Below are 26,023 nucleotides of genomic sequence, written 5' to 3'. Positions count from 1 at the left end.
TGGGGTCTCCAGCCATGTCAATTGGGCCAGAGATCGACCCGGGCGTGCCAGTCCTGAGCGTTGGAAAAACTGAACCCATTGCGCTGGCTCTAAAGTCTGGAAACTTCGGCGCTCCGGACTTTTTCGCTAAGGCCCTCAGAATGATGGAGGCCGGCAAATGAGTTCGGATGAACCGGCTTTGCGGCAGCAGATGTCGGAACTGTGTGCCTCGCTGTTTGCGCGTGGCTTTTCCGTTGGCACAGCGGGCAATGTTTCTGCCCGTCTGAACGACGGCATCCTCATGACACCAACCAACTCCACTTTGGGGAATATCGATCCCGAGCGCATCGCCAAGATTGATTTGGACGGCAACCACGTCTCCGGAGACAAACCGACCAAGGAGGTCTTTCTGCACCAAGCCTTCTATGAGACGAGGCCACAAGCTGGTGCAGTGGTGCATCTACATTCGACCTGGGCCACCGCACTGTCGTGTTTGGAAGACACCGATCCCAATGACTGTATTCCACCGCTGACACCATACGTGGTCATGCGCGTCGGCACGGTCAAACTTGTTCCATACGTTAAGCCGGGTGATCCAAAATCAGGTGATTTGATCCGTGAACTGGGCGGCAAATATAGTGCGGTTTTATTGGCCAACCATGGCCCTGTCGTATCGGGAAAGGATCTGTTCTCAGCTGTCTGTGCTGCAGAAGAGTTGGAAGAAACAGCCAAGCTGCTAGTGGCTTTGCGCGGTTTGCCAACCCGGTTGCTGGATGTAGCTCAAGTCGCAGAACTCAAAGATACTTTCGGAAGGATGTAATCCATCATGAAAACCGCTGACCTTATCGATCACCATGCGTCAAAGCTTACACTTGTCCACCTGCCGTTTCGGCAGTTCGGGATAAAACCGTTCTTTGCGGCGCAAATACAGACAGTGAAGTGCTTCGAAGATAACACGGAACTTAGGGCGCAACTGGAAACACCCGGTGAGGGGCGCGTCTTGGTTGTCGACGGCGGAGCATCAACGCGAATTGCAATTCTTGGCGATATTTTGGCTGATCTTGCGATCAAAAATGGATGGGCTGGTCTCATCCTGAACGCCGCAATTCGAGACAGTGCCGAAATCAATCAAATGGACACTCTGGTATTCGCCTTAGCGACCAGCCCCGTCAAAAGCGCGAAACGTGGATGGGGCGTAATCGGGGAGCCGGTGAGCTTCGGTGGAGTTAAATTCCATCCTGGTGATTGGGTTTACGGCGATGCGGACGGCGTGTTGCATAGCAAGAAGCGGTTGGTCTGATTTCGAGTTTTGCCAAGTTCTCACAGCATGGCGCTATCATGGTCACGGCAGCAGTTGCTGGCTGGCTTGTATCGCTTACAGGCATTCCACTGGGGTGGATGATCGGGTCAATGTTGGCGACAATCGCCGGATCGTTGAAGCAGTTTCCTGTCAAACTACCGGGCCCTATGTTGGACTTGGTAAGAGCAACTGTAGGTGTGATGTTAGGAGCATCCTTTACGCACGAGTTGCTTTCATCATTTGGTGCTTGGTGGGTGTCACTGGCCTTCTTACTGTTAGCCCTTGGAATAATGTACGTCCTTGGTTTCTACCTTTTACGACGTATTTCGCGCTTTGATGCATTGACAGCTTCTCTATGCGCAATGCCGGGTGGCATTGCCGAAATGGTGTTGCTGTCCGAGCAAAAGGGTGCGGATCAGGCTCGTGTCGCTATCGTTCATGCGTTGCGCATTGCATTGGCAATTTTGCTGATTCCACTACTAATCAACCTGATTGCAGATTTCGAAGTCATTCCCCCCGAAGCTCAAACACAGCTGGCTTCGATCACGTTCACCGATTGGGTTTGGATCATCGGATGTATTGTTGTGGGAATGCTAGCACGGGGCAGGGTGAAGCTGCCGGCACCAATTGTGGTAGTGCCGATGATATTCAGCGCGGCCGTTCACTTGCTGGGATGGACAGAATTCGAGATTCCGGTTTCTGTGACTGCGTTGGTGCAGGTCTTCATAGGCATTAATGTTGGTGCACGCTTTTCCGGAGTGCCCATCAAAGCTCTGATCGCAGCTCTAGGTGCAGCGGCCATGGTTGTCGCTCTCCAGATTTCTGTGGCCTTCTCAGGCGCATTGGCTGTTGCGAACGTGTTGGAGACAGACCCGGTCGCACTTGTCTTAGCCTATTCACCTGGAGGCTTGGCGGAGATGTCAATCATAGCGGTGAGCGTTGGTCGCGATGTTGCGTTCGTCGGGGTGCATCATATTTTTAGGGTTTTGGCGGCGCTTATTGTAGCGCCTGTTCTCGTGGCGGCCCTGTCAAAGCGGGATCTTAAGCACTGAGGCATCCGATGGAGTTCACTTGCTCAGCAATCGATGCCGCCTTTGCTGCAAAGCTTGTATGTCGCCAAAGTACTAGTTGGCTGCCTTGGAGAAGGCCGACCGAGCCGTGCTACATTGAAAGGGATCTACCATAACCTCTCAATTGAGTTGTGTTGTTCGGTTTGGGTTGAATTATTCCATCCAAAATGCACTTCTGATTGAGTTTTGGTGTGTTCGAGTTGATCGAGCTACGCTAAGACAATCGATAATTGAGCGGGTAGTGAACCGTGCAAACTTTTGGGCAAATCGTGCAAACTTATGCGCAATTGCTGTGCAAATTAATGGGCGAAGGCACCCAGATTTTCTGAATAAAATCAATGATAAGAATGCAGCGTTATGCGCGTACCTACAAAGTCTCTGTCGGGACACCCAACACGAACACTGCATCCGTCCCAACGGAACTGAGATAATCAATGCTCGCCTCCATGATCTCTTTCCCAACGCCGTGGCCCTGATACGCTGGCAGCACCCCGCAAGGTGCCAGCAGATAGCATTTAGTGTTGGGGTGGTCCGAGAAAACAAACGGTGTGAACAGCACGTTGCCTACAATTTTTCCGTCGCGTTCGGAACTGATAGAGATCGTGTCCGGGAGGTCGAGGAAGTCTTTGGCGAGCCGAGCGATGTCGTCGCCTTCTTCTTTTTCAAAGGCTTTCCGGTGGACGTCAACAATGGCATCAATGTCTACTTGGTTCATGTTCTTTCCTATCTTTGGTTCCTTTGGGCGCGCACGGAATTGATCCCCAAAGCGGAGGCGCGATAGGGGTTGCCGTTTTTTGAACGGATAAAGCGCTTTTTCAGCAAGCGTTGGAAAACACTGAGAGTGCAGTCAGACAGCACATAACCGTCACGCGTATAACAAGTGACTTCATGGACTTTTCCGTTTGCCAGGCGTTTGTAGTGGATGGACCCGCCAAGGGCGAGTTCGTGCAAAACACGTTGCTCGTGCTTTGAGATATTCATTGGGATGTCTCGATTTTACGAAAGTACAACAAACACCACACTCAGCATCGCGCTTGAGTATGCCGATCAATGTTGATGTTCCTGAATTTGGGTCGCCAGGAACGGGCGTTAGGCCCGGGTCTCTTTCATAAAATCTCCGTTGTGTGAGGCGTACCGCCTCATACGTTTGGCGCAGATAGTCCTTTAGGCAAGACGCGTCAATGTCCCTTATTAAATGAGTGTCTCATTTTGAGCTGACACGTACGCCTCTTGCCGCACGCGCCAGCACCCAATCGATACCCCGCAAAAAGTCGCCGACTGTTAACGGCCTTAGGGCTGCAAGCGCAGTGGGAGAATTGAATTTGATGTGTACTTGAACCGAATTAGACTAGTAACAAACTGTTCAGACATCTCATCGTGAGGTCATCATGGCAGCTCCATTAATCCAAGACTGGGAACTCACAGCCGCCATAAAGGACTTAGCCGATTGGCTGGTTCAACAAGGTTTAGAGAATGCGCAGGTTGAAACCTGGTTGGAAGCATTCTGCAAACGTCTTGTTTCGGCAGGGATTCCGCTTCAGAGAGCAAACATTACTGTGCGCGCTCATCATCCCGAGATTGGGACAGTCGCTTTCCGCTGGCACAGGGACGGGGGAAATGAGCGAGAGGACTTTGTCCGAAGAACGGATGCGCCTGAACAATACATCCTAAGCCCGATTTACTATCTTTTGGCAAACAACGTTGAAGAGATCAGACAAGATCTGACAGTCGAAGATCCAGAGCTTAGCTTTCCAATCTTTGATGAACTTCGCGAGCGCGGTGCCACAGACTACTTCGCTGTTAAACGGTTCTTCCTTATACAGGATAACGCTATGCCTGTTGACCCAATGCAGGCCGAGGAAGGTGCCATTATTTCATTGACGACCGACGCGAGCGGGGGCTTCACGAGCCAGCAACTTGACGGTTTGCGTCAACTGATATCTCCGCTTTGCCTGACGCTAAAATGTGGGGCAAACAGGCTGATGGCTGAAGACATAACCGCCGCTTATTTGGGCAAAGACGCCAGCAGGCGCGTTCTTTCTGGGGACATCACACGAGGTTCATCCGAAACGATTTCGGCGGTGATTTGGTATTTTGATTTGCAAGGATTTACCAAATTATCAGAAGCGCTTCCGGGAGATTCAATCATTGAATTGCTAAACGATTACTTCGCAGAAGCTGTTGACGTGGTCGAATGGAATGGCGGTAACGTTCTGAAATTCATGGGAGACGGTATGCTCGCCATCTTCGATATCAATCAAGTTCCGGACGCGCGCAGCGTCGCAATTCACGCGGCTGCGGAGTTGCGGGATACTTTTGACGAACTCAACCAACGACGGCAAGCAGATGGTTTGCCAACGACCGGCTTCACTCTTTCGTTGCACGCTGGCGACGTTCTTTATGGCAACATTGGCGGTAGGTCTCGCTTGGATTTCACAGTGGTTGGCCCAGCAGTCAATACAACGGCCCGTATTCTTGGCATGTGCAGCGCGCTCGATCAGAACATTGTTGTTTCCGACAAGGTGGCCGGCGAGTTGGTGAGCTCCATTCCAAGTCTTGTTTCCCTGGGGCAATACAGATTGCGCGGTGTTGCTGAAAGACAGGAGCTGTTCACGATAGACTAGATAAAGCTCAATCCAAAAGTTCTGGCCCATTAGGCCAGGCGCGTAAACAACCGCTAGCGCCGCGCGGGCTTACTCTTGCGACGATCCTACGGTTAAAATCTTCCGATTACTCCAAACCAGAGCCTCATAACAAACTTCGGCTCCTGCGCTTCCGCACCCAAAAAAACTATGCACCCCAACTGGCACTAACGTTTCGATTGCAATTTAGAGCGACGCAATCGCATTGATCACTGCTTCTCGGCTCTGAACAGCGCCAGTTTGTAGATATTCCATAGCTTTGAGAGCAGCTTCATGGGCTTGGACAGATGACCCGCCAACGCAATCTTCTACTACGCGGCAGAAGTAGTCTGATTGGTGGCCATCGACGAATGTGTAGTGCACACAAACATCTGTCAGCCCGCCGCACAACAAAAGTGTGTCTACCTTTAAACCTCGTAGCAGGATTTCGAAATCGGTTCCGAAAAATGCAGAATACCGTCGCTTCGGGACGATGTAGTCACCTTTGCGATATCCCATCTCATCTTTTGCAACCTCCGTTCTTGGATCGCCTTCGAGACAGTGTATGTCTTCGTCACCATCCAGTTCACGGCCGAAGTCTATCCTATCGGGACGATGGACTTCTTGGATGAAAAGGACTGGCACATTGTAATCATGTGCGGCATCAACCAAATCTCGCGCAGCGATCATGCGCTCTTTGTAGCCCGGCATGTTGTCGATGGAGCGTACTTCGCTGTTATCAATAAACGTGCTCTTTTGAATGTCGATTACGATTAGGGCCGGTCTACCCTCGATCAGTTTCCTAGCTTGTTTGGTTTTAGTCGTCATGTTCGACCTCCAATTTGCCAGGTCGTCCTGAAGAAACGCCCTTGTTGGGCCGGGTCGTCCCAGCGGGCAGATCAATTTTGACTAAATGTGCAACTGAGTATGGTCAAGACCGTGCTGCGTTGTTTTGGAATGAAAACTATATGCTCGCGCCCAGAGCAACATTGCCCGCAAACTGCCGTTAGGGGTTAAGTGTTGCGATGGTCTGTACCCAGCTCAGAATGGGCAGCCAAATACGGAATATAGCAATTCAGAAAAATTGTGACTTCCAACCAGCGGCTACTCAATTGCAGTGCGAAATGTTGCGGTAAGCCGTTTGTTCAAACCGTGATGAGGCTCGGCTGAGGAACCGTAGTGCAACTCTGCCAAGGCAGCGATGTCATTGAAAATGACTACGGAGCCGCCTTCTTCATTCGCGTAAACCAATAGTTTTTGGCAAAAGGCATCCAAACCAATTGCCGGAAAGCCCGCCATAGCCACGCCACCGGGTGCTGGTCCGCCGAACAGTAAGAGAACTGCATCCGGCAGTTCCACCCCCAGATGGGACGCTTCGGCCGCAAAATCGACTTCCCCAAACCAGACCGTATCGTCCTGCTCCATCACTGCTTTTCTGAGACGTTCCACTGCCTTTGGTACGCTGAGCTGAGATCGCAGTTCGATGACCCCATAGTCGGCAAACAACCCGTTGGTCGGCGCTGGTGTTGCATCCAAGTTGTTTAGAACTTCGAGCATCTTGCTCTGAAATGCGTGCAACGAAGAGGCGTCCGTGAGCCCATGCCGGACTTTGAGAAACTGGGAGTCCGTGTAGGTAATCTGCGGGCGATTATCCTGATCGAAGGAAAGAACGCGAAAAGGAAGGTCCAGACCTGCTCGTACGTTCTCTTCTAGGATGGGCGTGTTTATCTCTGGATCAGAGAAAATTAGTACACGAGACGCTGGCATTTCTACGCCTTCGGCTTTGGCCAAGCGCGCGTGATCTATCGATGCGATTGGAGTAGCTCCCGCTTCGGCAACGGCAGTCTCAATCGCTGAGAAGTTTTCGTCCACCGCGGTCTGGACAGATGACGATTGTGTAAAAGCGGATGTCGCAACCGAAACAGTTGCAATCATCGAGAAAACAAAGCCAAACCTCACCATTTTGCCACTTCCTTTTTTATCGTACTTTTGTCAGGGAAACCGCCGCCAGAGCCGCAAAAGCTATCTCGGCCGCAAGGTAAAAGAGAAGTATCCCGTTCGGAACTCCATCGATAAGAATGCTTAGTAAGCGTCCAACGGCCAGTCCCGACATAAACAAAAATAGAATCCACAGCGCGGGGCGTTGTAATTCTGGTTTCAAAGCGGCCGCCAACCAAAACAATGCGTTTGCCAGGTAAAGACCCATAACCGCTCGGAACACGTGGGTTTGGTTCGTACCTTCCACCGGAAATCCCAGCAAAACTGGGATCGAACTGCCGGGCATCAGACCGTATGATAACGCAATTGGCACGAGGCCGACGGCAGCAAGCAGAAGGACGAATCTAGCACTCATGGAGGACTCCTTCTTGTAGAGGTTTCGCTTTGTTTACAAAACTCCTGATCGGTCTATTGAGGCATCCGATGATCCGAAACGGATGCCCACGCTACGCTTTGAAAGGCGTATCCGACAGGCCAAGTCGAGCTTTCTGAAGAGCGAACCGGTACTGCGCAGCCGTATTCAGCTACGCAGCAGACAGGTCACAATGCGCCTTCGTCGCCCAGGAACTCGATACCAGCTGTCGCGCCATCACTGTAAGCAATGCAATTCCAAGGAGCACGATCTTCGCCAACGCCGACTGTGACCTGTGTTCCCGCCTCGCTAAACGCGGATGAGAGCACCACGACTTGCGAGTTATTTGTTGTGTTGGCAACATCACGCAGACATGCCTGCTGAGCCGGCGTGAGCTCGGCGGACGCGCTTGATGTACTCGAATCGTCGCAGGCCGCAAGCAGTGCGAAACATGTCGCGCCTGCAATCATCACCATCTTGTTAGACATTTTCTTCTCCCTCTGGTTCCCTTGAAATTAGTGAAATTGGATGGGCTTGTTTGAAGTTCTCGCGTCAGAGCAGGCTATGGAACATACTTCGACCCTGTGATTTCCCTTCCCAACAACTTGTCGCGGGGGGCTTGGCAGGCAGAGCGATATTACTTTGACTACCGAGACCGCCGACAACGTGTGAAAGCTGAATGACGACACTAGCAAATGCTAGCGCAAACTCTGGAAAGAGGGCGAGTACGTTAAGTCTAAGCATCGTGTCCTCCCAACGCTCGGTCATTGCAAACAGCCTTCCGACCGCAAGCACTCACTCCAGCGGCCGGAAGGGCCCGACAAATCGGGCGACAGCGACAACAACGGAGGTAAAATAAAGTTGCGTCAAATTCGCATGTTTGAATCTAATTTTTAATAATTCAATATTTTTTCCGCGCGTAAACTTCTTTACGCTCTCGTACGATAGGCTTCTGCTTTCAAACAAAAAGGTAAGAGGGAGCATCCGATGGGGCGAGTGCGTTCTCCAGAGCGGCGAAGCGTTTGAGACCGCAAAGAAAGTAAGAATGGAGTGAAATATGGGATTTGGCGAAGCAGTTAAAACGTGTTTCTCGAAATACTTCCAGTTCTCCGGTCGGGCTTTACGCTCAGAATACTGGTGGTTCTTCTTGTTCGTGGTTCTCGCGAGCGCTGCTTTAGCTGTGCTGGATACGATCATGTTCGGGACCAACCCCGAAACAGGCCAGGGATCTCGGGTCCTGTCCTCTGTTTTCCAGCTGGCTGTTCTCATACCTATGCTGGCCGCCGGTTGGCGAAGGCTGCATGATACAGGACGACCTGGCTGGTATTTGCTGCTGCCGATGGCGCTCAGCATTACTACGCTTTTTGTTATGCTGGGTGGGGTGGCGTTCTTCTCGGTATTGGAGCAAGGGACCGAAAACCCCGATGCATTACGAGGACCCGCGGCAGTACTGGGCGTGACCGGTATTGTTGTTGTCTCAATTCTTCAATTGGTTCTGTCTATCCTGATGATCTGGTGGCTGACACGACCTTCCCAAGAAGGCGCAAACGAATACGGCGAACCTGTTTCCTGATCTGGCTGTCCGGGCAATTGGCTGGAACTTCTGCTGAACGACAGTGCGAACCGTAACTCAATGGAGAGAAAAAAATGAGCTGCAAAACCATTTCCATTGGAATGCTACTGATGGCAGTGGCGACCACAGCATCAGCGGAGTGGTCGTTCAGCTCCGGGCCCAACCCCAATGCGTTTATTCAGACAGGAAACATGACGCTGGAACTTCAGTGTGACCGTATTCGCTTTGCTCCGGCTGGATTCGAGGACAGCCAGGACATTGCGGACAAGCAGGGGCTTTCCATTCGTTTTTTGAAGAACGGCACCACCGAAGTTGGAGCATTTCAGGTTGGCGCAGAAAACGCTGCCGTGCAGATCGTCGACAACTATCCCGTCGAGGTCAGTTTCAATTGTCAGCCAGACTATGGTTTTGTTCTGGATCAGCTTGCGGCCAATGCATCGGTTAATCTGTCGATGAGTGATCAAGATGTCAGCTATGGGATCTTTGACTTGAAAGGTTCCAGCGCAGCAATTCGGTCCCTTCGTTCTGCGTGCGTTTCAGAAGTTAGCCAAGAGACCTCCTACGAAGCGCCCGAAGGCATCGTCTATTGTGGTGGCGGAGCGATAGAGCGCGTGATCGAACCCGTAATTTTGGACAAGCCGGAGGGGGAGTGGGACGCGCGAGTAGCGGTTAACGGCGAGTCGATCAGAGCCATGACGGCCTACAGTTACTTCGGGAACTCTGAGCCGCCCGCTGGATTTGTCGTCGCCCTGCTTGGGGAAGACAGGTCCGAGTTTCTGATTTTTAGCGCCGGCTCGGCAAACTGGTTGGAATATGGGGACTACAGGTATGATCAGTGCAATTGATATCTCCTTCCAACCAGCTGCCAAAGTAGTGCGTCAGATGAAATGTTTGGCTTCCGGTATGGTGCTGGTTTCGGGTCTAGGAAGCGTGTGGCATTTCAATTCTCGGGTGGTGATGTCGCCCATGCTCATGCGCATCTGATACCGCTTCTCGACAAGTACGATGTCACCTCGCGACGCTACATCGAGCAAGAAGTAATCACCTTCAAACCAATCCCGAATCCGGGGAACAACGAGCTCCGAACCTTTGCCAAACTAATTGCGGATGCTCTCGACCGATGATGTAACTTTGGGCTCTTACCGATATTCTATGCCAAGGCCGGTCAGTTGTTACTCAAGTCAGACTGAAGCACCAAGATACATTCCGCTACGTCGTCTTTTCTCATTGATCTGGTACTGACTTCGACAGATAGAGAGGTGTGCGGTGGCTGTCTTCCTTCGCAAGTGGCGCATGTCAAAGCGCTGCCGGAGGACCTCCGGTGGCCTTTATTCATGGCTCACGCACCAGCCACAGGCCCTATCAGAGGACGTCATGCCCTTTTCACCTGACGGTCAAGACCGCGCTACTCGCGCCATTGACCCATTGCCAATACGCCTTATCAAGCGCGCTATACTGGTTCTTGTCGGCCTGTTTTATTTCCTCTTCGTGGCCTTTGCCCCTCTTCTTTGCGTTCGGCGCAGAGGGTTTCGGGGTTGGTATTGGCGCCTGGTGAAACGGTCATGTTCCCGCCTGCTGTGGCTCCTCAGCATCCGCGTCGAGATGCGTCCTGAGGAAAAGAATGCCCTCGCCGCCGACACCAACAGCATCATCGTGGTTAACCACCGTAGCCATCTCGATGGCTTCAGTCTCATGCATGTGGTGCCTGACACCAAATGGTTCACTTTCGCGGCGAAATCAGAGTTCTGGAACAGCAAACTCCTGCGAACTGGTTTTGATGGAGCGGGTCTCGTCCCTATCAACCGGGATTCCGGTTCAACGGCCATGGATACGCTGACAAAGGCTGTCAGGGAAATGCCTGCCCGTTGTTCCATTGTGCTATTCCCAGAAGGCACCCGGGCCAAAACAGAATCGCTAGGGGACTTTAAGGCGGGTGCTGTATTAGTCGCCCGAGAAACCGGCCGCACGATCACCCCTATTGTCATCCACGACAGCGATAGTCTACTTCCACGCGGCAAACATTTACCGCGCAGCGGGACGATCCGTGTGGAGGCTTTGCCAACATTTACGTGCGATCCTACCGCTAGTGTGGATGAGGATCTGGCGCGATTGCGCAGGCAGATGATGGCTGTATTTGAGCGGTGAAGTCTGTTTGACAGAAATATGCAGAAACCGAGTTTGTTGAGTTTCCGCTACGCGTAGCGGCAGGTAACAGATTTGCAGAGCAGTTGTACTTGTTGGTGGGATTTTCTCCAACGGGCATCGATATTCGAAGACCTAGTTAGTACCCGTATTTCAGTATGCTCTTGGCCATTCGTATTTTTGGATGGGCTGCTTGGTATTGTCTCTGAATTCTCAGAAGAGAATGGACAATTAAGTGCCCTGATCTCGCGATTCTTGCCGGAGGCAGAAAAAGCAGGGGAGACACGAATTTGCCAGATGCTGTACGACGTATGAGTGACCAAAAGCTAACACTAAGCTGCCATCAGACCACCAGCATCGCCTGCGATACCGACTATGCAATCATCGCCGATCTGAATGCGATTTGCCGGGCTTTCCCCTCCGAGTTCCAGTTTGGGTGAGGTTAACCAGAACGCGCATTGCCACGGGGTCATTTCACGTGGCAGGGCTTTCAACACTTTTTCCATCAAAGGAAGCGGGGTTCCATCCTGAGCAAACTGGAAAGATGGATAGGCGTTGGCTCCTTTGTAAGGTAAAGAAAGTACCTTCCCGGTTCGTGTCCAGATGTCGGCTATCCGCGTGATCTGCCAGGAGCCCTTCTGCCATTGTGCGTGCACGCCTACATCGTCCAGCAACGGATACTCACGCGCGAAATCATCCATCCAGATGTCATTGACCGCGCAACAATGCCCCTCGAAATTATGCAAATACATCTACTTACTCACTGAACTCACTAACAACTCATGAAACGATACTGCCAAAAAACCGTTCTAACCAAAGTTAAGAAGTTCACATTGGGCAAATTAAACTTCAGCTAACCTCGCTTTTTTACCTAGCGCGCTGAAATTATTGTTGGTTTGCTTACGATGACCCGCCGTTCTGATGCTCGTAAAACCAGTTCTGAATTCCTGGCTTTGTTACTCATTGTAGTAGTAATCCTCACAAGCTGAGGGCATTGGCCATGAATCTACCGAACCAATCTCTGGTTTGTGAATGATCAACATCAGCGCGTTGGACAAAGCCGCCAGTCACTCTGTCCAGTGTTGGAAACTAGTACCGAGCGCGGGCTCTCTTTTCTACGATCACGATCCTCCTCGTTTGACACTCTCGCAAAAAGACAAACAGTCCTGATCCTAAGATTAGCGTGACACCAAGCGGGATGGGGAGGTTTTGTATTTCTACCGACCTAAATTCCTTTCTCTGGTCACAATACGGACTGACCATTCCAAAAATTTCCTACTGCCACCTTGAATTTCTGGACCAATCATTCCAAATCATCCGCATGAGCAAAAAAACTCTCCCAAATGGCGACATCAAGCCATCCGCAGGTCCAGGTAGACCTCGTGCCTTTGACGAAGCTGAGGCATTGGAAAAAGCCTTGTGCGTATTTTGGCACAAGGGCTACGAGACCGCGTCCCTGGACGATCTGACCAAGGCCATGGGTTTGAGTCGGTCTAGCTTCTATGGTGCGTTCGGCAACAAGCAGGCTTTGTTTCACAAGGCCCTCAGCCACTATTCAAGGCGTGGTTTGAAAGAGCTGCGTGACGTTGCTGATGCAGGCGGAGATGACCCTGTTGGTGCGATAATGGAAGCTTTGGCGAACCCGCAAGGCGGCCGTGATGGCTGCATGCTTATCAACTGCCTGACGGAACTTGCTCCTCATGATGATGAAGTGGCGGCTCTCGGGCGGCAGCATTTGGAGAATATTGACGAGATTATTGCGAGAGCGCTTGAGCCTTCGGATCCGGGACAGGCCCTCAACAAGGCACGCGCCTTTGCGTCCCTTGCAATCGGAACACTAGCCTTGCGCAAGGCGGGCGTTCCCGCTGAGCAGATATCGCAAACCCTGAAACAAGCCCGGTTGGTGATTTCGCCATAAGGCCTCCCGCCGCCATAAAGAAATGAAACCTAAAACAAACTCAATCATGAGACAGTGACCCCAATATTGGACTGATTGGTCCAATAATATCTGAACGAAGTTTACCAAAGAAGGAAGCAGCAATGGCTGATGAAAAACTGTTCTCCGGCATCAAAGCTGGTGCAATCGAGCTGAAAAACCGCGTTGTCATGGCGCCATTGACCCGCAACCGGGCAAGAGCCGAGGATGACAGTGTCCAAGAATTGCAGGCCAAGTACTACGCCCAGCGGGCGGGTGCAGGTCTGATCATCACGGAGGCTTCGCAAATCTCGCCCCAAGGCAAGGGCTATGCCTGGACGCCCGGCATTTATTCCGAAGCGCAGATCGACGGCTGGAAAAAAGTGACTGAGGCCGTCCATGCCAAGGACGGGAAGATTGTAATCCAGCTTTGGCATGTAGGCCGGATTTCGCATTACAGCTTGCAGCAGGATGGTGGCGCCCCTGTCGCACCATCTGCAATTGGAGCTAAGGCCAAGACGTTTGATGGTGAGCAGTTTGTTGAAACATCTGAACCGCGGGCTCTGGCCATCGAAGAAATTGCTGGCATCGTTGCGGACTACCGGAGGGCCGCGGAAAACGCCAAAGAGGCCGGTTTCGACGGTGTCGAGGTCCACGCAGCCAATGGATACCTTATCGATCAATTCCTGCGGGACGAATCCAACAAGCGTGAAGACGAATACGGCGGTCCTGTCGAGAATAGAGCACGGTTCCTGAAAGAGGTTATGGACGTGGTTGTCGATGTCTGGGGCGCCGACCGCGTTGGTGTGCGCCTCAGCCCATTCTCGGACGCCAACAACATCTCCGACAGTGACCCGCAGGCGACATTCACCCATGCGGTCAAATTGCTGAATGGCTATGGGCTGGCCTATCTCCATCTCGTGGAGGGACAGACTGGCGGCCCGCGCGATATTCCGGAAGGTGGCGATCTGAAGGCGCTCTATGAATTGTTTGACGGTGCGAAAATGGGCAACAACGCTTATGACCGGGAAATGGCGGTTGAAGCGGTTGAAACCGGAGCCGTCGATCTGGTGGCCTTTGGCCGGCCGTTTATTTCCAACCCTGATCTTGTCAACCGGTTGGAGAAAGGCGCCGCTCTGAATGAGCTCGATCCAACTACCCTGTACGGCGGCAATGAAAAAGGGTACACCGATTACCCGGCACTAGCAGAGGAAGCGGTTGCCGCAGAGTAATACATCGCTCTAGCCTCCGTAGTGACAGGTAATACAAAATAGAGTGAGCGCGCCGATTTGGACGCGCTCACCTCGCGATTACGGCAATATCCTTTCTTGAAGCCGGGATCTAACACAAGCCTACGAATGAACTGCTTCCCTATGATCAGGGTTGAATAATTCCAATCAGAATGCACTTTTGATTGAGAGGCGCCCGGTTTTAGTTGAAGAAGATGTGCGGTGACTACCATCAATTGAACGCGTTTCTCGAACAGCGCATTGTTATGGGCAAATCGTGCAAACTTATGCGCAAATGGCGCGCAATATTTTGGGCGAATGTCTTCAATTTTTGTGAGTAAAATCAATGGTGGGGATGCAGCGTTATGAGCGCCCCTACATCTCTGTCGTTTTCCAGATCCCTCAGCTCGGGCAATTCCTTCATCAAAATCGACAGCAAAGACAAGAAGTCCTGATACCCGGTGACAATCAGACAATCCCCAGAGTGAAATGGGGTCGATAAAGATTGATGACCGGCCGGTCGATATTGGTGCCGACCTTCGCAACCGGTTCGGCATCAAGCTCGCTTGCGGGCTTTTGATTTGCTTCGGTGAGCTGCTTTGGCTTGGAACGCAGCCAATCAGGGAGTGAAAACAACGAACAAGACTTGGTTTTAGGACGCTTAGTCTAATATTGATACTGCGGGCATCGTCCTTCAAGACATCACCGGAAGAAACATTCGTTTTCCTGAAACTGTCGGAAATTCGCGCCGGTTTTGTGGCAGAAAGCCGGGATTTCGAGATTTAAATTAAGTCGCGATTATAAAGCGATTGCGTCCTCGTCAGACAACTACCCACTGCATCCGAAGATCGACCAGCCGTGAATAATCTTTCAGCGGCTACCTTGAGTCCAATATGCAAAATGCTTCGCCGCGCTCTATAGTCTGCGATGCGCAGAAAGCGGAATTTGCAAAGTCTAGTTAACGGCACATTCCGGTCGTCTAGGCTGCGAGCGGTCAATTATGAGTACCGCAGAGAACAGCGGCTCGGAGCCCAAACGGGAAAATTCTATCTAGCCCGAGGTGGTTTTTGGCTTTCAATTAACCAGCTTCGGAAACGTGCTCAACACTCTCGATTTTGTAAATCCAGCTTTCGTAAATAGGATGCGTCCAGTTCATTAAACAACTTGAATTGGAATATTGGCATGGCAACTGAGCGCTGGACCGTCGGATCATATCTGGCAAAAAGACTGCAAGAAGCTGGAATTAGGGACTATTTTGTGGTTCCCGGTGACTACAATTTGGTTCTGCTGGATGAGTTGCTTAGCAATAGGGACCTCCAAATGATCAGTTGCTGCAACGAGCTTAATGCCGGCTATGCAGCAGACGGATATGCCCGCGCCACAGGAGGCCCGTCAGCGGCTGTCGTAACCTACTCTGTAGGAGGGTTGAGCCTATTGAATGCCGTGGCAGGTGCTTATGCCGAGGATCTCCCATTGATCGCGATTTCCGGGGGGCCGAACACAAACTCTGAGGCCGAATGGGAATATCTGCATCATACACTTGGCGAGGTCGACTATGACTACCAGCGCGAAATGTTTGCTCGTGTGACCGCTGAGGCCGTCACGATCCATCACCCTTCGCTTGCACCTGTTGCAATTGACAGAGCGATAGACACCGCGATGCTTCGGCGCAAACCTGTTTACATCGAAATCGCCTCGAACATAGCTGGAGCGCCAACGTCAGCGCCAGTTCCACGCAGTTTTGCCAGACAGCCCAATAGCGATCCAAACACGCTAGCGACTGCGGTTGCACAAGTATCAGAGTTCCTGAATGCGGCGGAACGGCCAGTGCTTGTTGCAGGGAGCAAGGTGCGGGCTGGCCAGGCAGAGCGCTCTTTGCGCGGTCTTGCCGCCACCTGTGACTACGCGCAGGCTTCAATGCCAAATGCCAAGAGCTTCTTGACCGAAGCAGCCCCGAATTTCATGGGAATCTACTGGGGGCCTGTCAGCACGCCGGGCTGCGGGGAAATTGTCGATGCAGCAGATGGTTTGCTGTTTGTTGGTCCTGTTTTCACCGATTACACCACAACAGGTCACCAACTTGGTTTTGATCCTGGCAAAGCGGTAATGGTGCATCCGACGTCCATTCAGTTAGGTGAAACTCATTTCAGCAATGTCCGAATGGATGAGTTTTTGGATGCACTGGCTGACAAGCTGACGCCTAACAATGGTGCCATTACGGCTTTCGAACGTGTCAGAACTGAGCCAAGCACAGCAGAACCCAACGCAGCCGACACTCCGGTGACCGTTCGCCAACTCTTTGCACGTGTTCAGAAGATGCTGGATGAGGACAGCACGCTACTCGTAGAGACGGGGGATTCCTGGTTCAATGGAATGGAGACTAACCTACCCGAGGGCACTCGGTTTGAGATACAAATGCAATATGGATCGATTGGTTGGTCCGTCGGCGCTTCGTTGGGATATGCACTGGGGAACAAAGAGCGTCGGTTGATCTCGTGCATTGGAGACGGTTCGTTTCAACTGACCGCCCAAGAGATTTCGACCATGATCCGATACGATGCAAGGCCGATTATCTTCCTCATCAATAATGGCGGCTACACGATCGAAGTAGAAATACACGATGGCCCATATAACACCATCAAGAATTGGGATTACGCCGGCTTGATCGACGTGTTCAGCGCTGGGGAGGGTAAAGCTTGGGGATGCAAAGTCAAAACAGAAGGCGAACTGGACAACGCCATCAACACGGCCATTGATCATAACGGTCTTTGCTTGATTGAAGTTCAAATCGACCGGGACGATTGCAACGTCAATCTTCTGCGATGGGGCAATCAGGTCGCGCGAAACAATGGTCGACCCAATCGATGCAGATAAAGTACTCCCTGAGAAAACGGCGGAATTATCCTTTTATCAAATTCGATAGCCGGGGTCTTTCCGCAGAACGAGGGGGCCTGACATGTTGAATGGTGCAATGCTCGTGTGGTTTCTGTTAACGGGCGCCAGCGTGGGCTTTGTCATCTGGGACTCGATTAGCAATGGAGTGACAAGTTGGGTTCAGCGGGCAGCGTGGATTCTTGTGACGTTCTACACCGGCCCGATTGGCTTATTTTTCTACCTGCTTGCGTGTCGCCGCCCTTTCCCAGGAGGTCACGACCAATACACTAGGGCTACTTGGAAACAAGGAATTAACAGCGAGATGCATTGCGTTGCAGGTGACGCTACGGGCATCATTTTTGCCGCCATACTGGTCCATTTTCTGAGCCTTTCAAATGGATGGGACATCGTTATCGAATACGTCTTTGGCTTCGTGTCCGGCTTGTTCATCTTCCAGGCTTTGATGATGATGCCGATGTTTGGGAGTTACGGGCAGGCCGTTCAAAAAACGTTCTTTGCGGAAACGGTTTCGATGAACATGGTTATGACAGGAATGATCCCGACAATGGTCCTGCTTGCGGCGGTGTGGCCGGGATCCGAGGACCCTCTTACCCCACAATTCTGGTTCCGCATGAGTCTCGCAACCGTTGTCGGAGCGGTGATCGCATTTCCGATAAACAGATGGTTGGTGGCGAACCACCTGAAACACGGCTGCATGACACTACCCGGTGCTGATGGACCAGCCCCGGCGCTTGGGCATGCATCACCGGAGCACAATGAAATGGCAGGTCATAGCGGGCACCAAGAGGTAGGACATCATCCTATGGAAATGAAAAGCCTACCAGTTGGAAACGCAGCAGCGTGGATTTTTTCGACTTACGCCCTGCTTATTGCAGCACTGTGGTTGACGTCAAAATTCGTGTTGATCAGATTCTGAGTAACCCGTGTGCGGAATGGAGCGACCCTTAGAAACTCCCACTAGTCACCTGCCTCGCTAAGATCACAACATTCTTCATAGTTCGTAGTTGCTCGCTCGCCAAAACCTAAATAATCGATGGCCTTGCTTACATCTCAGAAACTGCAAATCTTGGTTGTGATTGTCCGCTTAGGGTTGCGACCAGTCAATCATGCAAGCCGCAGAGAACGGCAACACTGAGCCCATTCTGCAAATTGCTGCACAGGGCACGATTGTCAGCAATGCGCAGAAAGCAGACTTTGCAAAGTTCAGTGTGCGGTAAACAGCGGTTATAGCTACAGGTTCAAATACGACGACGCATCTTCATCAGACCAGTCGTTCGCTTCATCCACCAAATCGAGCGGCGGGCGCGCTCGTGATATGGAGGCATTTCAGCCAAAGAGGTTGTTTCCCAGCAATACCCTTAGGAGTCTAAGCTAACCATGAATGGTTTTGCCATGTAAACTAAGTCAACTATTCGGCGCTGTACCATATCGGTGACGTGTAAGCACGGTCTTGGACTTCTGCTGGGACAGCTTCAGGCAACGGGATATCATAGAATGCTGCGTCAATAGTCGTCCAACGTGGCTTTGGAATTTCAATCACTCTCACGTAGTAAAATGCGTTGTCTTCCGGATCAAAATCTGGGTCGTGCCAATACGCGGCGAGTTCCACGGAGCCGATTGAGTTGCTGTATGTCGCGTTTTCAATGTCTACCGTCGAGCCCACTGGTTCGCGCGCGCGACCATCCTCTCCAATCTCTCGGCCATCAGAGACGGCCACATCAAAGATCCGTTCATGGGTTTCGCCGTTCTCGTCAATCCAGCCTTTGATGACTTGGACACGGTCGAGGTTCGCACCATCCGGATCGCGCAGCGCACGGATCAGGAAGCTGGGAGAAACACCATCAGGCGCTTTCTTGAGGTCTCCGCCCATTGGCACGCCGTTCTGATACCCATTGGACACAAAATCCGAGGCGTACAGATCGTCGGCATCGAAATCCCAGCCGCCAAAGACCCGGACCCGCATTCGCGGCCCTGTCGTGGCGTAGGCTTCCTTGCGTTTGATAGCACCGTGGACTTCTTCCCGCGTGTTTTCGCGGGCCCAGACAGCGGTAAGGCCCGCAGCTGACTCTTGCGCCGTAATGATACGCAATGCCGGGTCTTCGGCCGGGATGACATCAAAGTTGTGACGGTTCTCCGAGGGCTCGGTGTGCTGGTACTTGCCAAAATAGTTGTCTTCCCGCGTGGTCGGCAGCGCAGTATGCGTGTCCGTCGTGCCGTAAAAGCCGAACTTGAACGGGTTTACGCCCGTCTCCTGCTGAACCTCAAGCCCGACCTTCAAAGCGGAGCGCCCATATTCGTAGCGAAGCATTTCAGGTTTCTTTGCAACGGTTCCAGAGATATTCGCAACGTCCCAGGTTTCAAAATCCGCGAACTCATCATCGGGCGACAAGTAGGGGTGTGTCTCCTCGTCACCCTTGATCTGGGTTACCTCGTGCATAGGCTCCCAACGAATACGTTTGGCAGCGTATTCCGCGTCCATAGGTGAACCGTCAAATTTGGTAGGCGCGAACATTATCCCGTTGGAAATGTTTCCGTTATGCGGAACTGAAACGGCGCTTCCGCCGGTCTCTTCTTCGTAGGCGGCCAGATAATCCCATAACGGTTCGGGGTCTTCGCTTTCAAAAAAGGTAAACGGACGAGTGCGACTGGTCTTATCGGCGCCATCCCCAAAGATCACAACACGGTGAAGGTTGTCGCCTCGCGGTGTCGATGTCCATTCGTACCCTGCCAGCGAAGTGAAAACACCGGGTTCGTAATAATCGTCGACTGTTTCTACGATCTGTTGCCAGAGGTCGCCATCTAAACCCAAGCCAGCCGTGGGGTCCCTACCCTCGATTGATGCGATTTCGATAATATCGGCAAACGCCTCCATCCGACCTTCCTGCCCGGAATTGAACCTTTCATGGGTCAAGCGGCCCCAGTCGTCGGCCAGAAGTCGAGGGTCCGACGCGCGAATAGCGGTGGCAAGCCCCAACATTTCTGCGTGTTCGGTGATGGCTAGGAAATCGAGGGGCCTAATGAGCTGAACAGGCTGCCCGGTGTTTGAGGTTACTCTCTCCCCTCGCGCCACGCGGAAGGCGTCATGGATGTTCAAAGAGGTCCCAACAAGCCCGGCGTCGAACGAGATTTCCGTGTGGAAATGAAGATCACCGAAGAGAACCTGATCGGGATAAGATCGGTCAACAAACGGAGAATAGGTTTGCGACGGCACCACAGTATCCGGAGGTACTTCTCCTTCGAAGCCAACTGCTTGCGTTCCCAATGAAAGCGCGAAGGCGGTTGTAGCATGCAACAAAATCGTGGTTTCAAAATGAGTTCTCATAACTGCTCCCCCAAACAGTAAAACCAAGGACGCAGTGTATGAAAAAATATGCAAAAAATCAAATATACAGGTAGGTGAGGCGAGCGATCTGGGATCCGAACTTGACGGTTGGAGTGGTGAACTTGCGCAGCAGTTGGCACGTCTGCGCGAGGCCAGAACTGGGGATCAGTGACCGTCCCTATATTCACAAAATCAATTCAAAGCCGTTGATTTTTCAAGAATTTACGAGCTCAAAACTCATTGCAACTGCTCGCCGGACACGCATCTTTTTATGCGAATGGAATTGAGTGTTACTGTGCGTTCATAACACCTGCATCGTTCAGCAAAGGTGCCGCAAGAAAGTTGGGGGAACGTGAAGTGATTGAATTTTATAGATCCATTTGGAGAACAACGGGACAGCGACAGATGGTTAACATCTTGCTGTCGCTGGCCATTGCCGCCCTGGCGGCGTTTCCTCTGAACTACCAAAAGGAAATCGTGAACGGGCTGACTGAAAAGAACATAAGCCCCGCAGGATTGCTGTGGCTCGGCGTTGCAATGGGTGGAGTGATCATCCTGAGCCTCGCGCTGAAATGGGTGCTGGGTTACCTATCGAGCGTTCTGGGCGAAGACATGATCCGCAAACTGCGCAAGCGCATTTGCAATCTGTCGCGCGAAACCCCCGCAGGGGCCGAGAAAGTTGCCTATGGTGCCAAGGCCACCATGGTGTCGGCCGAAGCCGAACAAGTGGGAAAGTTCTCGGGAAGCGCTTTGTCTGAACCCATCGTACAGGCCGGAACCCTTGTTGTGATCATCGGGTACATTGCAGCCAATCAACCCTCTCTGGGGCTGATTGCGATCGGTATGATTATCCCTCAGGTGTTTATTGTTCTTCTCGTTCAGACGCGCGTGAATTCCTTTGTGTCAGACAGGGTTCATACATTGCGCAAAGCCACCAACTGGCTTGTTGATCCTGATCGCTCGGCCGTGGAAATCACACCTAAATTTGACGAGATTTACGACACGCGTTCTCGGATATTCGTTTGGAAGCTATCTTCGAAATTTGTACTCAGCGCCATTAACGGAGCCGGGACGGTGGGCGTTCTTGTCGTGGGCGGTTGGCAGGTCTTGGAAGGCAATACGGATGTCGGCACAGTCGTCGCCGCCACCGTGGGTTTGACGCGTCTTCAGGGCCCGACGCGGCAGCTGATTGCATTTTATCGACAGGTCAGCGCAACCGCTGTGAAATTTGAACTGCTGCGCGACGCAGGTGTAGATATGGCTAACGTGCCAAACTGAACTTTGCGCGGTTGGGTTGCCGTCCTGTTGTACTAAAGGTTTGACAGCAATGACTAACGAAGCCGGTTTTGTCTTTGTATTGATTGCCGTCGCAGGCGCGCTGATGGCAAGCAATCGGGTTCGCTACGACTTTGTCGCTTTGATAGTGGTCATTTCGCTCGCCCTGAGTGGCACGCTGACAATTGGAGAAAGCCTCTCGGGCTTTGGAAACAGCGTGGTAATTCTTGTAGCGTGCCTTCTGGTGCTGGGGGAAATGCTGGACAGAACGGGTGTGGCGCGCGCGGTTGGTGACGCGATCATGCGCTACGGCGGCAGCCGGGAGACTAATCTTCTGATCCTGATAATGGTCAGCACCGCTCTTCTGGGAAGCGTCATGAGTTCGACGGCGGTTGTCGCAATATTCATTCCGATCATTTTGCGTATCTCCCAGCAAACCGGAAACGACAAGGCGCGGCTTCTGATGCCGATGTCCTATGCCGCCTTGATTAGCGGCATGCTGACGCTCATCGCCACACCTCCAAATCTGGTCGTCAGCGATGAACTGGTTGCGCAGGGTTATCAGCCTCTGGGCCTGTTTTCCTTTTTCATGATCGGCGCGCTTGTTCTTTTGGTTGCAGTTGTTTTCATCCTGTTTTGGGGCCGGCATCGTCTTCGGTCAGTCACGAAAACCCAGGAAGAGCCCATGACGACAACCGGAACAACACTTGCAGGGATGTGGAGATCTTTTGATCTCCATGTTCAGTCTGAAATTCTCGTGGTCGCCAAGAAAGTTCCTGCGGAAGACGTCTCTGAGATGATCGGAGACGATGCCAATATTGTGATCCGACTAAGGTCAGGTGCAAAAGGCAAGCTCATACCGGCGATGTTTCGCACTGGGATGGAGTTGCTACGCGGAGATCGCATCTTGGTGCGCGGCCCGGAAGAGTCGCTGAAAACGCTCGCGCAGAGACCTAATTTCTCTGAACGCATCGACCCAGAAAACATGATCGACGCATGGATTGATGAGATCGGGTTTTCCGATGTTTTAGTTCATCCAGAGTCCCCGCTGATTGGCAAACCCTTGAGCAACGGACTTGGCGCGGAAGCGAAAGACGTCGAGGTCGTCGCGTTAGTCAGAGACGGCGAACCCTTTGGGGATACAGCAGCAGCAACGATGCAATCCGGGGACCGACTGTTAATCGCCGGGCGTTGGGACGCGTTAGATCGGGCCGTCAAACGGCACGACTCGCTCGTGCTGCTGTCCTTTCCTCAGGAACGGCAATCCATACCACCTGCTGCCTCGGGATTCTGGGCCGCAATAATAATTATGGCCGGAATGATAGCCGCGACGCTGCTTGAACTCGTTTCGATTACGGCCGCGGTCCTGATAGCCGCAGTCGCCGCAGTTGTGTTTCGCACACTATCTGCCGAAGACGCCTATCGCGCCGTCAAGCTTCCAAGCCTTGTACTGATTGCGGGAATGCTACCCTTGGCGGATGCTCTGCAAGTCACCGGAGGCTCCGATCTGATCGTCGAGAAATTGCTGTACCTTGTTGGAGATGCCAGCCCGCGAGCGGTAATGTCAGCCATCTTCGTTTTGACGGCTTTGTTGGGCTTGGTCCTTTCCAATACGGCCTCTGCTGTGCTTGTGGCACCCATTGCAATCTCCGCAGCTGAGGCGCTTGGAATCTCCCCCTACCCGGTGGCGCTTTGCGTTCTGATTGCAGCTTCGGCGTCCTTTTCCACACCCATTTCAACCCCCGTGGTCACATTGGTTGTTGCGCCAGGCGGTTACAGTTTTTCTGATTTTCTAAAACTTGGTGTTCCGCTGACCATTCTGACCGGAATAGCAGCCGTGACTATCGCGCCGATCCTGTTCCCGTATTAAAAACGACAAAGTTATTTGTCGTCGTCTTCTTTGCGATTGTGGCCCGGAGCCCGCCACCACGACATGGCCCCCCAGACCACAAGGAAGACGGTAACTATGGCTCCAATTATAAATTCCATACCAAGAATGTAACGACACGAAAGCTGATAAACAATGCCATTTACGACGGATAACCTGCCATACATCCCAAAGGTGAGTAGAGGGCTCATTTGACGGTCAATTTGTTTGAAACCACTGAAAATGGTAGTGTTGGGGATCATATTGGAGGTCAGAATTACAATGTCTGCCAATAACACTGATCCCGACAACAAAGGTTCGCGCCATCGTGCTCCTCTTTTAGGAATGTCTGGAGTGGTCGTTTTCGCTGCTTTGGTGTTCGTTGCGTTGTTGTTCTACTTGTTTACGCGCTCTGACGGACCCACGCGTGTCGCACCTGCGGCGCCCGAAACAACGCAGAGCGAATAAGATCGTAGTTCGGCGTTTCGCGAATTTCTGTTTGGTTGAACGTAGGTGTTCTTTTGAACCAAGCGCCACCAGAAATGTGTCTGGGGGCAAACCTAGTTGTGCCTGCTACAGGTAGGGAGAGAGCAACCGCGCCAGCCCGTTGCGCAGTTTGGCCCAAAGCGGGAGATTATTGATCTTTTCAAGGCTAATTTCCCGAGCGCCAAGTGCTTTTGAGTCCAAGATCGCATGGAGCTCTTCCGACAGCTCTCGGTGATAGCATTCAACATTGAACTCAAAATTCAATCGCAGGCTTCTGGGATCCCAATTTGTGCTCCCAACAAGAGCCCAAACATCGTCCACGAGCATGAGTTTCGTGTGATCGAACGGTGGCTTGGTAAAGAAAACACGGCAACCATGTTCCATAATTTGCCCGATCTGACCCATGGCCGCCCACTCGACAATCTTCACGTTGTTGTCGGAAGGGAGGTAGATTTCAACCTTGATGCCACGGAGGGCCGCCACTGAAAGGGCTTCTATAAGACGAGAATCCGGCAAGAAGTAAGGGCTAACAATGCGTACGCGTTCCCGCGCGGCCGACAGTGCCGCGAAAATGAGTTTACTGAGCGTCTCGAAATCCTCGTCTGGTCCGTGCGAAATCCCGCGTGACCAGACTGTGCCATGGCGGGTAAGCTCAGGAAACCATGCCGGGCCGCTCAACTGCTCACCGGTGGTAAAGGCCCAATCCGTAACGAATACTTGCTTGAAGTGGCTTACCACTGGCCCCTCAAACTTGAAGTGCAGGCATTGTGTTGGTCCCGCTGGATTGAGGTTCAGGCAATGTGCTTCGCGAATATTGGTTCCGCCTGTGAAGCCTATGCAGCCATCTACAACAAGGATTTTTCTGTGGTTTCGCAAGTTTGAGAAGCGACGAGAGGAGAACCCGCTTGTAGGAAGAAAACTCGCTGCTTCAACCCCCACCTCTTTCAATCGAGTGACCATGTTCTCCTTGCTGTAGCGCGCGCCAACGCAGTCGATAAGAACACGCACCTCTACGCCGCGGTCCTTGGCGCGAACAAGAGCATTCAAGAACTCTTCTCCCGCTCGGTCGCTGTCAAAAATATAGCTCAGCAAGCCAACGGAAAACTTGGCGGCATCAATAGCCGCAATCATTTCCGGATAGGCCTCGTCACCGTCCCGCAGACAATGAACCGTGTTTCCTGGCAGGAGCGGCTTTGCGCTAAGACCTTCCCCAGCGCGGGCCAATCCCGCAATGTGAGGAAGTTGGTCATTAGCTTCTTCAAACAAAACCCTCTCGCTTTCCGAGAGCGAGAAACTGGGAATTTGACGGATAGTATCTGATAGGCCCATCCGCGTTCCGGCCCGGTTGATACGATTAACGCCCAGGACGATATAGGCCAACGAGCCCACAAACGGCGCAAGCCAAGCAAGCGCTGACCAGCCGATTGCGGCACGAGTATCTCGCTTTTTCAGAACGGCGTGCACCGTGACGCCAAGAGCCAATGTGATCTGGGCAAGCGTGGCCAGAAATGCCCACAGGTGGACGAGGCTCAAAACACGACTCCCCAAATTCAGCTATATCACTTAAAGCTTCACCTTAACTATTTTGGTCAGCAACAGCGCAAAAAGTTTGGGTGAAAATACTCATCGAACCCGCAACTTATGTCACAGAATTCGCGCTTGACGTACCTCATACGCCCTATTCGAGCGAATACAAACACCAACTTGGCTCCTATTGCGGATCTGGATGAAAGGTGCCGTGAACGTCCACTATCCGCTCAGCATACGGAGCGGGCATGTTTGCCTTGGGCTGCGGTCAGCCAATAATGAAAGCCGCAGAGAACAGCTACACTGAGCCCTTAGTTCAAATTTCTGCCCCGTGCATCAATGCCCGAAGTGCAGAAGAAAGCTGTCGTTGAGTGTTCTATTCAAACCGCACCTTCTTCACTTTTTATGTTGTGCTTTTGCTCCCAAGGGGTGTCTCATACAAATTGTAATGTGATCATTGGATCTTAGCCGT

At 52.1% G+C, this 26,023-nt stretch carries 25 protein-coding genes; 14 read left to right on the top strand and 11 right to left on the bottom strand.

Translation table 11 applies throughout. From position 1 onward, the window contains the following. The first annotated feature begins 14 nt into the window (after window positions 1–14). From AB1A64_RS22015 to AB1A64_RS22000, 4 genes are read left to right on the top strand one after another with little or no spacing between them, the layout of a single operon-like run. The gene (locus tag AB1A64_RS22015; RefSeq protein WP_366554273.1) at window positions 15–161 is read left to right on the top strand and encodes a nucleotide-binding domain containing protein; all 147 of its coding nucleotides are present in this window, start codon (window positions 15–17) and stop codon (window positions 159–161) included. Further along, entirely contained in the window at window positions 158–799 is a 642-nt protein-coding gene (gene otnC / locus AB1A64_RS22010) for a 3-oxo-tetronate 4-phosphate decarboxylase (RefSeq protein WP_366554271.1), read from the top strand. Before AB1A64_RS22015 ends, otnC begins: the two co-directional genes overlap by 4 nt. 6 nt (window positions 800–805) lie before the next feature. Continuing rightward, complete coding sequence (rraA, locus tag AB1A64_RS22005; RefSeq protein ID WP_366554269.1) at window positions 806–1,279, top strand: ribonuclease E activity regulator RraA; 474 nt, start codon at window positions 806–808, stop codon at window positions 1,277–1,279. Between the two features lie 38 nt (window positions 1,280–1,317). Further along, entirely contained in the window at window positions 1,318–2,331 is a 1,014-nt protein-coding gene (locus AB1A64_RS22000) for an AbrB family transcriptional regulator (protein WP_366554267.1), read from the top strand. A 385-nt stretch (window positions 2,332–2,716) separates the two neighbouring features. Here the strand turns inward: AB1A64_RS22000 and AB1A64_RS21995 are convergent, their stop codons facing one another. Together AB1A64_RS21995 and AB1A64_RS21990 are read right to left on the bottom strand one after the other, a co-directional pair. After that, window positions 2,717–3,064, bottom strand: a complete 348-nt coding sequence (locus AB1A64_RS21995; RefSeq protein ID WP_366554265.1) for a GNAT family N-acetyltransferase — start codon at window positions 3,062–3,064, stop codon at window positions 2,717–2,719. A gap of 8 nt (window positions 3,065–3,072) precedes the next feature. Next, window positions 3,073–3,330 carry a YjhX family toxin gene (locus AB1A64_RS21990; protein WP_366554263.1) on the bottom strand — a complete coding sequence of 86 codons (258 nt, stop codon included), beginning with the start codon at window positions 3,328–3,330 and terminating at the stop codon, window positions 3,073–3,075. A 407-nt stretch (window positions 3,331–3,737) separates the two neighbouring features. Between AB1A64_RS21990 and AB1A64_RS21985 the strand changes: the two genes are divergently transcribed. After that, on the top strand, window positions 3,738–4,973 hold the full coding sequence (locus AB1A64_RS21985; RefSeq protein WP_366554261.1) for an adenylate/guanylate cyclase domain-containing protein: 1,236 nt from the start codon (window positions 3,738–3,740) through the stop codon (window positions 4,971–4,973). A gap of 204 nt (window positions 4,974–5,177) precedes the next feature. Here AB1A64_RS21985 and AB1A64_RS21980 read toward each other — a convergent pair whose 3' ends face one another. The 4 genes from AB1A64_RS21980 to AB1A64_RS21965 all read right to left on the bottom strand — a co-directional run bounded on the left by AB1A64_RS21980 (window position 5,178) and on the right by AB1A64_RS21965 (window position 7,808). Then, on the bottom strand, window positions 5,178–5,798 hold the full coding sequence (locus AB1A64_RS21980; protein ID WP_366554259.1) for a cysteine hydrolase: 621 nt from the start codon (window positions 5,796–5,798) through the stop codon (window positions 5,178–5,180). Window positions 5,799–6,074: 276 nt separating this feature from the next. After that, entirely contained in the window at window positions 6,075–6,932 is an 858-nt protein-coding gene (locus AB1A64_RS21975) for a DUF302 domain-containing protein (RefSeq protein ID WP_366554257.1), read from the bottom strand. 16 nt (window positions 6,933–6,948) lie between these two features. Next, a complete protein-coding gene (locus AB1A64_RS21970) occupies window positions 6,949–7,323 on the bottom strand; it encodes a DUF4345 domain-containing protein (RefSeq protein WP_366554256.1) in 375 nt (124 codons plus the stop codon). A gap of 185 nt (window positions 7,324–7,508) precedes the next feature. After that, a complete protein-coding gene (locus tag AB1A64_RS21965) occupies window positions 7,509–7,808 on the bottom strand; it encodes a hypothetical protein (protein ID WP_366554254.1) in 300 nt (99 codons plus the stop codon). Window positions 7,809–8,377: 569 nt separating this feature from the next. On the opposite strand from AB1A64_RS21965, the gene AB1A64_RS21960 reads away from it, so the two are divergent. Beyond that, entirely contained in the window at window positions 8,378–8,893 is a 516-nt protein-coding gene (locus tag AB1A64_RS21960; RefSeq protein ID WP_366554252.1) for a DUF805 domain-containing protein, read from the top strand. Window positions 8,894–9,003: 110 nt separating this feature from the next. Then, entirely contained in the window at window positions 9,004–9,738 is a 735-nt protein-coding gene (locus tag AB1A64_RS21955; protein WP_366554250.1) for a hypothetical protein, read from the top strand. 33 nt (window positions 9,739–9,771) lie between these two features. Here AB1A64_RS21955 and AB1A64_RS21950 read toward each other — a convergent pair whose 3' ends face one another. Further along, entirely contained in the window at window positions 9,772–9,927 is a 156-nt protein-coding gene (locus tag AB1A64_RS21950; RefSeq protein WP_165590778.1) for a hypothetical protein, read from the bottom strand. A 340-nt stretch (window positions 9,928–10,267) separates the two neighbouring features. On the opposite strand from AB1A64_RS21950, the gene AB1A64_RS21945 reads away from it, so the two are divergent. Further along, on the top strand, window positions 10,268–11,038 hold the full coding sequence (locus tag AB1A64_RS21945) for a 1-acyl-sn-glycerol-3-phosphate acyltransferase (protein ID WP_058282256.1): 771 nt from the start codon (window positions 10,268–10,270) through the stop codon (window positions 11,036–11,038). Window positions 11,039–11,367: 329 nt separating this feature from the next. Here AB1A64_RS21945 and AB1A64_RS21940 read toward each other — a convergent pair whose 3' ends face one another. Then, the gene (locus AB1A64_RS21940; protein ID WP_366554248.1) at window positions 11,368–11,787 is read right to left on the bottom strand and encodes a hypothetical protein; all 420 of its coding nucleotides are present in this window, start codon (window positions 11,785–11,787) and stop codon (window positions 11,368–11,370) included. Between the two features lie 431 nt (window positions 11,788–12,218). On the opposite strand from AB1A64_RS21940, the gene AB1A64_RS21935 reads away from it, so the two are divergent. After that, window positions 12,219–12,953, top strand: coding sequence for a TetR/AcrR family transcriptional regulator (locus AB1A64_RS21935; RefSeq protein ID WP_366554246.1), 735 nt, complete (start codon window positions 12,219–12,221; stop codon window positions 12,951–12,953). A gap of 122 nt (window positions 12,954–13,075) precedes the next feature. Further along, a complete protein-coding gene (locus AB1A64_RS21930) occupies window positions 13,076–14,182 on the top strand; it encodes an alkene reductase (RefSeq protein ID WP_366554244.1) in 1,107 nt (368 codons plus the stop codon). On the opposite strand, the gene AB1A64_RS21925 is transcribed toward AB1A64_RS21930, so the two are convergent. Next, entirely contained in the window at window positions 14,143–14,877 is a 735-nt protein-coding gene (locus AB1A64_RS21925) for a hypothetical protein (RefSeq protein ID WP_366554242.1), read from the bottom strand. The genes AB1A64_RS21930 and AB1A64_RS21925 overlap by 40 nt on opposite strands. Before the next feature lie 484 nt (window positions 14,878–15,361). On the opposite strand from AB1A64_RS21925, the gene AB1A64_RS21920 reads away from it, so the two are divergent. Then, entirely contained in the window at window positions 15,362–17,053 is a 1,692-nt protein-coding gene (locus AB1A64_RS21920; RefSeq protein WP_366554240.1) for a thiamine pyrophosphate-binding protein, read from the top strand. 82 nt (window positions 17,054–17,135) lie between these two features. Further along, complete coding sequence (locus AB1A64_RS21915; protein WP_366554238.1) at window positions 17,136–17,990, top strand: DUF4396 domain-containing protein; 855 nt, start codon at window positions 17,136–17,138, stop codon at window positions 17,988–17,990. Between the two features lie 492 nt (window positions 17,991–18,482). Here AB1A64_RS21915 and AB1A64_RS21910 read toward each other — a convergent pair whose 3' ends face one another. Beyond that, window positions 18,483–20,396, bottom strand: coding sequence for a DUF3604 domain-containing protein (locus AB1A64_RS21910; protein WP_366554236.1), 1,914 nt, complete (start codon window positions 20,394–20,396; stop codon window positions 18,483–18,485). Between the two features lie 405 nt (window positions 20,397–20,801). Here AB1A64_RS21910 and AB1A64_RS21905 point away from each other — a divergent pair, with 405 nt between their 5' ends. Together AB1A64_RS21905 and AB1A64_RS21900 are read left to right on the top strand one after the other, a co-directional pair. After that, window positions 20,802–21,674 carry an ABC transporter transmembrane domain-containing protein gene (locus tag AB1A64_RS21905; protein WP_366554234.1) on the top strand — a complete coding sequence of 291 codons (873 nt, stop codon included), beginning with the start codon at window positions 20,802–20,804 and terminating at the stop codon, window positions 21,672–21,674. Between the two features lie 79 nt (window positions 21,675–21,753). Continuing rightward, complete coding sequence (locus AB1A64_RS21900; RefSeq protein ID WP_366554232.1) at window positions 21,754–23,541, top strand: SLC13 family permease; 1,788 nt, start codon at window positions 21,754–21,756, stop codon at window positions 23,539–23,541. A gap of 570 nt (window positions 23,542–24,111) precedes the next feature. On the opposite strand, the gene AB1A64_RS21895 is transcribed toward AB1A64_RS21900, so the two are convergent. Further along, complete coding sequence (locus AB1A64_RS21895) at window positions 24,112–25,557, bottom strand: phospholipase D-like domain-containing protein (protein ID WP_366554230.1); 1,446 nt, start codon at window positions 25,555–25,557, stop codon at window positions 24,112–24,114. Window positions 25,558–26,023 lie beyond the last annotated feature (466 nt).

The sequence above is a fragment of the Ruegeria sp. ANG10 genome (assembly GCF_040705255.1).
Lineage (GTDB): Bacteria > Pseudomonadota > Alphaproteobacteria > Rhodobacterales > Rhodobacteraceae > Ruegeria.
This window is presented reverse-complemented; position numbering and strand designations above follow the sequence as displayed.